Source organism: Paraburkholderia sp. C35, from assembly GCF_003121405.1.
Lineage (GTDB): Bacteria > Pseudomonadota > Gammaproteobacteria > Burkholderiales > Burkholderiaceae > Paraburkholderia.
The window spans coordinates 25,959-37,218 of the sequence record NZ_QBUY01000094.1 but is presented as its reverse complement, the minus strand read 5'-3'; the positions used below and the strand labels follow the sequence as shown (position 1 = coordinate 37,218).

Genomic DNA, 11,260 nt, shown 5'->3' with positions numbered 1-11,260 from the left:
CGCGCGAACGGCCAGACGCTCGGCAGCAACGGCAAGAGCATCATCAACGCAACGGCGACGATCGGCGACGGCTTCAACTCGACGCCTTCTTCATCGCGCAGCATGGTCGGTGTGGGTGTTGGCATGGTGCATCGCTTCTGACGTTTTTCAGATCGACGCTGTCGAAGCAAAAAGCGCCGCAATTGCGGCGCTTTTTTTATGCAGATGCGGCGTTTGCTGGTGGAGAAAAGCGCCCGCAGCATGAAGCGATCGGGCAGGTTAGGAGCCCGCAGCATGTGGTTCGCTTCTGACAAACTGCCGCACTACGATCTCTTCGACTTGAACCTCGCGGCAAGCTGCTCGGCATTGCGCGCGAGCACGCCAATATCGGAGCCAACCGCCGTAAAAAGACAGCCAAGATCGATGTAGTGATGGGCCAGCGCTTCATCGCCGATCAGGATGCCTGGCGGCTTGCCAGCCGCGACGATGCGTTTGATGGCATCGTCGACGGCTGCCTGGACCTCCGGATGTTTGACGTCGCCCACATGCCCGAGCGCTGCCGACAGATCCCCCGGACCAACGAAAATGCCATCGACACCATCGACAGCCGCAATCCGCTCCAGATTCTGCAAGCCAAGCCGGCTCTCGATCTGCACGAGCACGCATAGCTCGCTGGCGCACAGCTGCGGATAGTCCTTCACGCGTCCGAAACCCGACGCGCGCGCCGTCGATGCATAACCGCGCACGCCTTCCGGCGGATAGCGCGTGAACGACACGGCGTCGCGTGCTTCGTCTTCGGTTTCGACATAGGGAATCAGCAGCGTCTGGGCACCGCTGTCGAGCAGGCGCTTGATCGTCACCATGTCGTTCCATGGCGGACGCACGATGGGATGCGTCGATGTGCCTGCGCAGGCCTGAAGCTGGCTATGCACCATGGGGAGCTCGTTGGGCGAGTGCTCCATGTCGAGCAGCAGCCAGTCGAAGCCCGCGCCCGCCAGAACTTCGACCGACACGTGGCTAGACAGACTCGACCACAGCCCGATCTGCTGATGCTCGGCCTGCAACGCGCGTTTGAAGGGATTCTCCGGAAGCTTCACCGCGTTCTCCTTGAAAGGGAACCTGCAAGCACGTGCTACACAGAGTGCGCCGGGCGGCGCATGAATCAGCGCCGAACGTTGCGCTTGTCGGGCGGCGTGTAATCGATAGTCACGAAGCCGCCGCCCTGGAACCGTTGGGCGACAGGGTCGAGTGGATTCGGCTGCGCGAGGATGTCGGCAGCGTAGTCTTCGGCGTTCTGCTTCGGCGCATAGCCGAGCGGCGCAGCCGCCGAATTGTCCCAATAGCTGCGGGTGTTGTTCGACACACCCCAGACAACCTGGAAGCCAATGTCCGGCACGTTGATGCATTGGTCGAGCAGGTGCAGGAAATCGTCATGACCCAGCCAGGTGCTCAGGTGCCGGAATTCGGTTGGCTTTTCGATGCAACTGCCAATGCGGATACAGACGCTCTCGATACGATGCTTGTCCCAATACATGCGCGCAAGCGATTCGCCCCAAGCCTTGCTGAGGCCATAGAAACCATCGGGCCGCAAAGCGCAGTCGAGTGCGAGCTTGTCTTCGACGGGGTACATGCCGATCGCGTGATTCGAGCTCGCGAAGATGATGCGGCCCACGCCGTGCCGCCGCGCGCCTTCGTACACCTCGACCAGCCCGCGCAGGTTGTTTTCGATGATTTCCGGCAGCGGCCGTTCGACGCTGGTGCCTGCCATATGGATCAACACGTCGATGCCTTGCATCAACCGGTCGACCACGGCGGGATCGCGCAGATCGCCATGCATGACGTCTTCGCCGTCGAACAGGGGTTCCAGCGCGCGCGAACCCGCTGCCGAGCGCAGCGTCACGCCGCGTTCATTCAATGCGACGCGCAGGAAGCGGCCAAGCTGACCGCCGGCACCGCTCAACGCAACTTTTTTCGTCATGATCAAACCCTATGGCAGAAAGCAGGTATCGAGACAATCAGGAGCCAATCAGCGGCCCGAGGTCTGCCGTTCGGCGAGTGCCACGGGCGAGGCCGCGTGGGCAGTCGTTGACGGATCGCCATGCGTGATCAGCTTCCACGCAACAGTCGCGCCGATCACGTCGAACAGCATCAGGCAGACGAACAGCGGGTTATAGCCGAGAGTAGCCGCCAACGCGCCGACGATCAACGAGAAGATCATTCCGCCGAGCCAGCCGAACATACCCGAAAAGCCCGTCGCCGTGCCGACTTCATGCTGGCCGAAGACGTCGGACGCGAGCGTGAACAATGCGCCTGAAATGGTCTGGTGGGCGAACGCACCCGTGCAGAACAGCGCGATCGCGACATACGGGCTGGCCGCAAGGCCGATGCATGCGGGGCCAACCATCAGCACCGCGCCGCAGATGATGACCAGCTTGCGCGAATTGATCAGCGATGCGTTGAAGCGGCGCATGAAGAACGGCGCAAGATAGCCGCCGACCAGACAGCCGAGATCCGCGGCGAGGAACGGCATCCAGCCGAACAGCGCGATCTCCTTCAGGTTCATGTGACGCACGGTGAACAGATAGAGCGGAATCCAGAAGTTGAACGTCTGCCATGCGGGTTCGGCGAGGAAACGCGGAATCGCGATGCCCCAGAAGCGGCGCGTGGACAGCACGTGACGCCACGACGGACGCGCTTCACCGCTCTGCGCGCGGCGCTCCTGGCCGGCCTGGATGTACTGGCGTTCGTCAGCCGACAGGTTGGGGTGTTCTTCCGGCGTGCGGAAGAACACGAGCCACAGCGCGACCCAGATCAGCGCCGAGCCGCCCGTGATGACGAAGGCCATCTGCCAGTTGAAGCTCAGGATGCAGTACACGACGAGCGGCGGTGCGAGCATCGCGCCAATCGATGTGCCCGTGTTCAGCCAGCCCGTAGCGATGGACCGCTCTTTGGCCGGGAACCACTGGCTGATCGCTTTCATGCCGGCCGGAAAAATCGCCGCTTCGCTCATGCCGAGCAGGCCGCGGAAGAACGCAAGCGAGGTCCAGCCCGTTGCGAGACCGTGCAACATGTTCGATGCGGCCCAGGCGATCGCGAAGATCGCAAAGCCGATCTTCAGCCCGACGAAGTCGAGGATATAGCCCGCAATGGGCTGCATTACGGTGTAGGCGCCCTGGAATGCCGCGACGACATACGAGTACTGCTGCGTCGTCATATGCAGCTTTTCAGTGAGTGTCGGCGCGGCGACGGACAGCGAACTGCGCGCGAGATAGTTGAACACGGTCCCGAGCATGATCAGCCCGATGATCCACCAGCGTAGTCCTTTGATCGTATGGCGTAGCACTGCGTGTCTCCTGCAGATGATGGCTGTCGCTTGCAGTTCGCGATGCCGTCGGGATAAGTCTGTATAGGGGCGGGCGCAAGACGGTGACTGCTGCAGCGCGCGCCGCGCTGCGAGGCCAGCTTCTGTTCTGGTGGCTGGTTTGTATTCGCAGATTCGCAGCCGATCCATCCTTGATAACTGGCGCGTCTCGGCTTTTTTCGTGTCAGACATCGTGACTTTTTCGCTGATACTTGTCATGCAAATAATAGATGATCTTAGGGGCATCCCTGGTTAAGCGCGACGTAAAGAAAAACGCTACGAGCCTTGCCATATCTCAATATGAGCAACGAAGCCGCTGCCTTTTGAGATTCGACAACCTCCCTGTTTTGCTCTTGACACCTGACAAGTTGTATTACAACAATATTCGTAGCGCGACCCGATCGACTCCAGCCGAATCCTTTGATCGCGCGAACGATCCTCATGACATCAGGGAGACATCGGTGACGACACACAACAGGAATAGTGCTGCGCGCAGGGCAGGCTCGAATCCATCCGACACAGGCGACGACGGCCTTCAGTCACCCCGGCGACGCACCTTCATCGCGTTCGCGGGTGCCGCTGCCGGCACGACGCTGCTCGGCGCGCTGCCTGGCTGCGGCGGCAGTCACGCCGATCCGTCGGCACCCATCAGCAACAACACCATCGACCCGATCTGGGGCAGCAACGGCGCAGCGGAACAGATCATTGCGTCGCTGCAGAAGGTCGCGCAGTCGATGTTCCCGTCCGTCGATTTCGCCGTCCCGAGTTATGGCGCGCAGCCATGCGCGGTCATCGCGGCGACGAACCCGTATGCCGCGTCGGCATCGTCTCCCACGAGTCCCGGCGCCGATCAGACTCACGCGCCTGGTTCAGTCGATTCACGTCCGGCGGTTCTCGCAGCCATTGCCGCGTGCAGCGCGGCAGGCGGAGGGCGGGTCGTGGTGCCGGCAGGCACGTGGTATTGCGCAGGACCGATCGTCCTGCAGAGCAACGTGAATTTCCATCTGAGCGCGAACTGCACGATCTATTTCAGCCCGAATCCCGCCGATTACGCGAAGGACGGCCCCGTCGCGTGCGGCGCCAACGGCAACCTCTATTACAGCCGCTGGCAGGCAAACGATTGCCTGAATTTCGGCGCGCCCATCTATGCGCGCAATCAGACCAACATCGCCATCACGGGGGAAGACTCGACGTCAGTGCTCAACGGCCAGGCAATGACGCCGTTCGCGGGCAGCGGCAGTACCAGTACCTGCTGGTGGACGTACAAAGGCACGAAGAACGCATATGGCTGCGTCGGTTCGTCAACACCTTCGCAGGCCTATGCGAACCCGAACAACGTCGATCTGCGAACGGCTGCGCCCGGCATATCGGATGCGCTCTATGCGCTGTTGACCAGCACCGCCACGCCCTGGCAGCAGGATCAGAACTATCTGCCCGCGCTCTCGGAGGCGGGCGTGCCCGTTGCCCAGCGCATCTTCGGCCTCGGGCACTATCTGCGGTCCTGCATGGTCGAGTTCATCGGCTGCACGAACGTGCTGATGGAGAACTACCGCACCAACAACACGCCGTTCTGGCAGCACCATCCGACCGACTGCGCGAACGTGGTCATACGCGGCGTGACGGTGGACAGCATCGGTCCGAACAATGATGGCTTCGATCCCGATGCCTGCAACAACGTGCTGTGCGACAGCGTCACGTTCAACACGGGTGACGACTGCATCGCGATCAAATCAGGCAAGGCGCTCGATACCACTTACGGTCCCGCGCAGAATCACGTCATCCAGAATTGCACGATGAACAGCGGTCACGGCGGCATCACGCTCGGCAGCGAAATGGGCGGCGGCGTGCAGGACATCTACGCGCGCAATCTGCAGATGCTCAACCAGAACTGGCAGACCAATCCCCTGAACATCGCGATCCGCATCAAGACGAACATGAATCGCGGCGGCTATGTGAAGAACTTCTATGTCGACAACGTCACGCTGCCCAATGGCGTCAACCTCACGGGCGGCGGCTATGGCAGCGCGATGCTGGCAGGCAGCCCGATCAATGCGACCGTGCCGCTCGGCGTGGAGACGGCGTCGGCGGCCAATCCATCGGCGGCGCAGGGCGGCCTGATTACCTTCGATTGCGACTATCAGCCGGCCAACGACGCCGTGCGCACGCGTCCCGCGCTGGTGCAGAACGTGCACATCTCGAACGTGACGGCGAGCAACGTGACGTTGAATGGCGTGACGGGATCGTGCTTTCAGGCCATTGTCGCGCAGGGGCCCGTCGCGTTCGACTACAACGGTCCGACGCCTGCGCCGACCATTCCGCCTATCTCAGGTGTCACGATCTCGAACTGCAATCTCGGCACGCCCGTCTGCAACGGTACGGCGAGCGCGACCACGCCGGGGCCGATCTACGCGTACAACGTGAATGCGATTTCACTGTCGAACGTGACGATCGGCGGAACGGTCTACAACAGCTCCGTCACGGACTCGCGCTGATCGCCGGAACGCCCGCCGGATAAGGCTTTGGTGCGCATGACATGAGTCGACATAATTGCTCGATAGCCAGCGCACGGACGCTCTTCCATACTGCGTTCCGCGTGCTGAGCTGAACGGCAAAACAACACAAAACACACCGGCGATTCACGCAACCGTGACATCGCCGATGCAGCCTCGAGTGAAGCAAAACATCGGACGATCTGCTTAATCTTCTGACCGATGACAGGACTTCACATCATGTTTGCAGCTCTCAATTCCGTTCGTGGCAAAACCATCCGCAGCGCTTCCGCCGCACTCGCATTCAGCGCCATGCTGCTGAGCGGTTGCGCCGCCGCGAGCGTCACGAACACCGCCCAATATTCGACGCTCACGCAGGCCAATCCGCAGAACGTTTATGTGTACACGTTCGCGAGCAACCCTGAAACGGTGAAGCTCGACAACAGCGGCCTCATCCACAAGCTGAGCGCGAGCTTCTCGGGTTCGTCGCAGAATTCGCAGACTGAAGAGGCAGTCGCCGCGAGCGACGCGCTGACGGACGAAGTCGTCGCGAAACTCCAGAAGATGGGCATGCATGCGATCCGCACCGACGCGCCGCCGCCCGCTGACCAGAACGTGCTGATCGTCGAAGGCGCGGTGGCATCCATCGATGCCGGCAATCATCGCCGCCGCACGCTGATCGGCCTTGGGGCAGGCAAGAGCGAAGTGACGGCGCACGTGCAGGTGCTGTACAAGCCGGCGGGCGGCATGCCGCAACTGGTGCAGACGTTCGATGCCGACGCCAATAGCGGTCACATGCCGGGCGTGGCGGAAACGGCGGGTGTCGGTGCGGCAGCGGGACATATCGCGACGTCGGCGGCCGTTGGCGGCGCGCTGCATGTCGGCTCGGAACACAAGAACGACACCGTCACCAGCGACGCGAAGAAACTGGCCGATTCGGTCGCAAAGCAGGTTGCGCAGATCGGCGTCGCGCAAGGATGGATGTGGGCCGACCTGGTGAAATAACGCTGGAAAAACGGGGCATCGGCGTTGCGCTGTGTGGCGGCGCTGATGCGAGGAGACGAATGGCGATGCCGTGTGGCATCGCCATTTGTTTTGCTGCATTGCAGTTTTACTGCTGCGGCGTTTTGCATCGACGAGATCGCCGATATAAAACGCCACGCGCTCAACCTTCCCGGAAGATGAAGCTATACGCGTTCAGTGCCGGCACGCCGCCCAGATGCGCGTACAGCACCTTCGAGCCTTCCGGGAATTCACCGCGCCGCACCTTGTCGATCATGCCGTGCATCGACTTGCCTTCATAGACAGGATCGGTCAGCACGCCTTCGAGCCGCGCGCACAGGCGGATCGCCTCGAGCGTGCCTTCGTTCGGCAAACCGTATTCCGGGCCGCCATAGCGTGTGTCGAGCACGATGTCCTGGGCCGTGATGTCACGGCCGAGATCGACCTGTTCGGCAGTCTTTCGGGCGATACGCGTGATCTGCTCGCGCGTCTGCTCGGGTTTCGCCGATGCGTCGATGCCGATCACGCGATCCGCGCGGCCATCTGCTGCAAAGCCGACCACCATGCCCGCCTGCGTGCTGCCCGTCACCGAACACACGACGATGTAATCGAACTTGAAGCCCAGTTCGGCTTCCTGCTGCCGCACTTCTTCGGCGAAGCCGACGAAACCCAACCCGCCGAGCGGGTGATCCGAGCAGCCGGCGGGAATCGCGTACGGCTTGCCGCCCGCTGCACGCACGCTATCGAGCGCATCTTCCCAGCTCTTGCGAAAGCCGATGTCGAAACCGTCCGCCACGAGGCGCACGTCCGCGCCCATGATGCGCGACATCTGGATATTGCCGACCCGGTCATAGACGGCGTCGTGGTAGTTGACCCAGTTCTCCTGCACCAGCACGCACTTCATGCCCAGATGCGCGGCCACGGCAGCCACCTGGCGCGTCTGGTTCGACTGGATGCCGCCGATCGACACAAGCGTGTCGCAGCCTTGCGCAAGCGCTTCCGGAATCAGGTATTCGAGCTTGCGCGTCTTGTTGCCGCCGAACGCGAGACCGCTGTTGCAATCCTCGCGCTTCGCATACAGCTGCACCTTGCCGCCGAGATACTCGGAGAGGCGCGTCAGCGGCTGGATCGGCGTCGGTCCGAAGGTGAGGGGATAGCGGGGGAAACGTTGCAGGTTCATGGTCGAGGTCCGTTGTCTGTGGAAGGCGCGAACGGTGCCGCGCTGACAGACATGATAGAAAAGACCTCGCGAAATGAGCTTGCGAAATAAATCGCATAAAGATACTTTAAAAACGAATCACGTCATCTTTACCTTTATTCGTTTCCTGAAAACTATCATGTGCGCAACAAAATTACGCCAGCAGTCTGTCGAGGAAGTCACGCCGCTTTCGCAGCTCGATCGAATCGATCGCGCGATCCTCAAGCAGCTTCAACAGGATGCATCGATCTCGAACGTCGCGCTGGCCGCGAAGGTCAAGCTGAGTGCGCCTGCGTGCCTGCGTCGCGTGGAACGTCTGAAGGAAATGGGGATGATCCGCGCCACCGTCGCGCTGCTCGATCCGAAAGCGGTCGGCGCGGGCATGCTGGTGGTGATCGGCGTCGTGCTGGATCGCTCGACGCCCGATACCTTCGCAGCATTTGAAAAGGCTGCGCAAAAGGTCTCGGGCTGCATGGAATGTCACACGGTGACAGGCGAGTTCGATTACTTCATGCTGGTGCGCACGCGCGACAGCGAGAGCTTCAACCGGCTGCACGCCGAGCAACTGCTATACCTGCCGGGCGTGCGGCAGATCCGCAGCTTCATGGTGCTCAAGGAAATCCTGTCGACTACGAAATTTCCGCTGTGAAGCGTTTGCATAAAGGGCATCAGGGTTTGATCCGCATGCCCGCCGTCTGTCTGTGCTTATACAATAACCGCGCAGAGAGGCCAGAAAACGCGCAATGAGCGACAAAGACAACGACACCGGCAACGCGGCAGGCGAGCACGCGGTGCCACCCGAACCGCACGCAAACCCGAACGGCGTGGCGCGCGGCGCGAGCGCGCGCGCCGACAATTTCAGCCGCGAATGGCTGCGCCTGTGGGCCGAATCCACGACCGACTATTCGATCTTCGCGCTTGCGCCGGATGGCACGATCATCAGCTGGAACCGTGGCGGTCAGACGATACAGGGCTACCAGCCTGGCGAGATTCTCGGCAAGCACGTGCGCGTGATGTACACCGAAGAAGACCAGCGCGAGGGTTTGCCCGAACTCGGACTGCAGCGTGCACGCGAAGACGGCCGCTACGAAATGGAAGGCTGGCGCGTGCGCAAGGACGGCAGCCTGTTCTGGGCCAACGTGATCGTGACGGCGCTCTACGCGAGCGATGGCGAACTGCTCGGCTACGGCCGCGTCGTGCGCGACATCAGCGACAAGAAAAGCGCCACCGACGCCGCGCTGGAAAGCGACCGGCGTTTCCGCCTGCTGGTGCAAGGCGTGAACGACTACGCGATTTTCATGCTGTCGCCGGAAGGCTGCGTCACCAACTGGAATCCGGGTGCGCGGCGCATCAAGGGTTATACCGACGAACAGATCATCGGCAAGCATTTCTCCTGCTTCTACACGCCGGAAGATGCGGCGTCGGGTGTGCCGCAGCGCGGTCTTGCCACGGCCGCGCGCGAGGGTCGCTGGGAAGCGGAAGGCTGGCGCGTGCGGCGCGACGGCAGCCGTTTCTGGGCGCACGTGGTGATCGATGCGATTCGCGACGAAGAGGGCGTGCTGATCGGCTTCGCCAAAATCACGCGCGACATCACCGAACGGCGTCAGGCGGCGGAACTGCTCGACCAGACGCGCAACGCGCTATTCCAGTCGCAAAAGATGGAAGCGCTCGGCAAGCTCACGGGCGGCGTCGCCCACGACTTCAACAACGTGCTGCAGGTGTTGCGCGGCAATCTGGAACTGCTCGGCACACGTCACGAGGATGCATGGAGCCGGGCTCGCGTGGGCCGCGCGATCGAGGCCGTCGAACGCGGCTCGAAGCTCGCGGCGCAACTGCTCGCGTTTGGACGCCGGCAGGCGCTGCAACCGGTGCCGGGCAATTTCGGCACTGTGTTGCACGGCATGGAAGACCTGCTGCGCCGTGCGCTGGGCGAACGCGTGCGGGTGCGAATCCACGAATCGCATGCGGAAGGCGAGTTGTGGAACGTGCTCGTCGATACGCACCAGCTGGAAAACGTCGTACTCAATCTGGCCATCAATTCACGCGATGCGATGCCCGAGGGCGGCACGCTGACTTTCGGTCTGTCGAATGCCGTGCTCGACAAGCCCGTTGCGACGGCCGCACAACTCGAGCCGGGCGAGTACGTGAAGATGACCGTCACCGACACAGGCACGGGCATGAGCGCCGATATCGCCGAGCGCGCCTTCGATCCGTTTTTCACCACCAAGCCGGAAGGTCTCGGCACGGGGCTGGGCTTGAGCATGGCCTATGGTTTCGTGCTGCAAAGCGGCGGACATATCGAGCTGGCGAGCACGCCGGACGTCGGCACTACAGTGACGATCTATCTGCCGCGTTCGCTCGATACACCCGTGGTGCGGCCTGTCGTGCAGAGCGAGCCTGAATCGGAAGAGCGCCTGCGCGGCGGCGAGACCGTGCTGGTCGTCGAAGACGACAGGCGCGTGCAGTTGACCGTGGTCGACATGCTGTCGCAGCTTGGCTACGGCGTGCTGACCGCGAACGATGCGACGGAAGCGCTGACCGTGCTGCGCTCCGGCGCGAAAGTCGATCTCCTGTTTAGCGATGTCGTGATGCCGGGCCCATTGCTGAGTCCTGAAATGGCGCGTCAGGCGATGCTGATGCGGCCTGCGTTGAAGGTGCTGTTTACGTCGGGCCACACGCGCGACACGATGGGGCTGGATGCGCAATTGCGCGGTGGCGCGGATCTGCTGCAGAAACCGTATAGCCGCTCGCAACTGGCGCGCAAGATCCGCGATGTATTCGATGGCGCGGCACGCGGCGCGCATGATGTGGAGACAGCCGATCTGTCGCGCAAGCTGCATATTTTCGTCGTCGAGGATGATCGCGATGCGCGCGATGCGTTGTGTGAATTGCTGACCTTGCTCGGACACAAATGGGAAGCGGCGGGTAACGCGGAAGAAGCGCTGCAGCGCCTGCAATTGCATCCGTTCGATGTGCTGTTGGCGGATCTCACGTTGCCGGGGATGTCGGGGATCGATCTCGCGCGGGCGGCGGTGGCATTGCGGGCTGTGAGGCGGGTGGTATTTTCTTCGGGATTGGACACGCCGTTGCGTGAGACTTCGTTGCCGTTCGTCTGGAAGTCGTTGCGCAAGCCTTATTCGTTTGAGCAACTGGAAGGCGCGCTCGAAGGGTAGGTTCTGGCGGCGCTTCTTTGTTTGCGGTTTGATCGGAAGCGAATTGGTCATAAGACAG

The 11,260-nt window shown here is 61.9% G+C and carries 8 protein-coding genes and 1 pseudogene; 5 read left to right on the top strand and 4 right to left on the bottom strand.

The features are described 5' to 3' along the window. Positions 1-141: pseudogene (locus DK391_RS45470) on the top strand (porin); the annotation flags it as partial. Between the two features lie 161 nt (positions 142-302). On the opposite strand, the gene DK391_RS34650 reads toward DK391_RS45470, so the two are convergent. The 3 genes from DK391_RS34650 to DK391_RS34640 form a co-directional block, all read right to left on the bottom strand. Next, entirely contained in the window at positions 303-1,076 is a 774-nt protein-coding gene (locus DK391_RS34650) for an HpcH/HpaI aldolase/citrate lyase family protein (RefSeq protein ID WP_109482513.1), read from the bottom strand. A 65-nt stretch (positions 1,077-1,141) separates the two neighbouring features. Then, on the bottom strand, positions 1,142-1,957 hold the full coding sequence (locus DK391_RS34645; protein ID WP_109482512.1) for an NAD(P)-dependent oxidoreductase: 816 nt from the start codon (positions 1,955-1,957) through the stop codon (positions 1,142-1,144). Positions 1,958-2,005: 48 nt separating this feature from the next. After that, complete coding sequence (locus DK391_RS34640) at positions 2,006-3,271, bottom strand: MFS transporter (protein ID WP_239483038.1); 1,266 nt, start codon at positions 3,269-3,271, stop codon at positions 2,006-2,008. Positions 3,272-3,900: 629 nt separating this feature from the next. Here DK391_RS34640 and DK391_RS34635 point away from each other — a divergent pair. Both DK391_RS34635 and DK391_RS34630 read left to right on the top strand, forming a co-directional pair. Further along, entirely contained in the window at positions 3,901-5,832 is a 1,932-nt protein-coding gene (locus tag DK391_RS34635; RefSeq protein WP_239483037.1) for a glycoside hydrolase family 28 protein, read from the top strand. Between the two features lie 237 nt (positions 5,833-6,069). Beyond that, the gene (locus DK391_RS34630; RefSeq protein ID WP_109482509.1) at positions 6,070-6,834 is read left to right on the top strand and encodes a DUF4410 domain-containing protein; all 765 of its coding nucleotides are present in this window, start codon (positions 6,070-6,072) and stop codon (positions 6,832-6,834) included. A 160-nt stretch (positions 6,835-6,994) separates the two neighbouring features. On the opposite strand, the gene DK391_RS34625 is transcribed toward DK391_RS34630, so the two are convergent. Beyond that, complete coding sequence (locus tag DK391_RS34625) at positions 6,995-8,011, bottom strand: 1-aminocyclopropane-1-carboxylate deaminase (protein ID WP_109482508.1); 1,017 nt, start codon at positions 8,009-8,011, stop codon at positions 6,995-6,997. Positions 8,012-8,168: 157 nt separating this feature from the next. Between DK391_RS34625 and DK391_RS34620 the strand changes: the two genes are divergently transcribed. Both DK391_RS34620 and DK391_RS34615 read left to right on the top strand, forming a co-directional pair. Next, entirely contained in the window at positions 8,169-8,678 is a 510-nt protein-coding gene (locus DK391_RS34620) for an Lrp/AsnC family transcriptional regulator (RefSeq protein WP_109482507.1), read from the top strand. Between the two features lie 94 nt (positions 8,679-8,772). Next, on the top strand, positions 8,773-11,202 hold the full coding sequence (locus tag DK391_RS34615; protein ID WP_109482506.1) for a PAS domain S-box protein: 2,430 nt from the start codon (positions 8,773-8,775) through the stop codon (positions 11,200-11,202). The last annotated feature ends 58 nt before the right edge of the window (positions 11,203-11,260 follow it).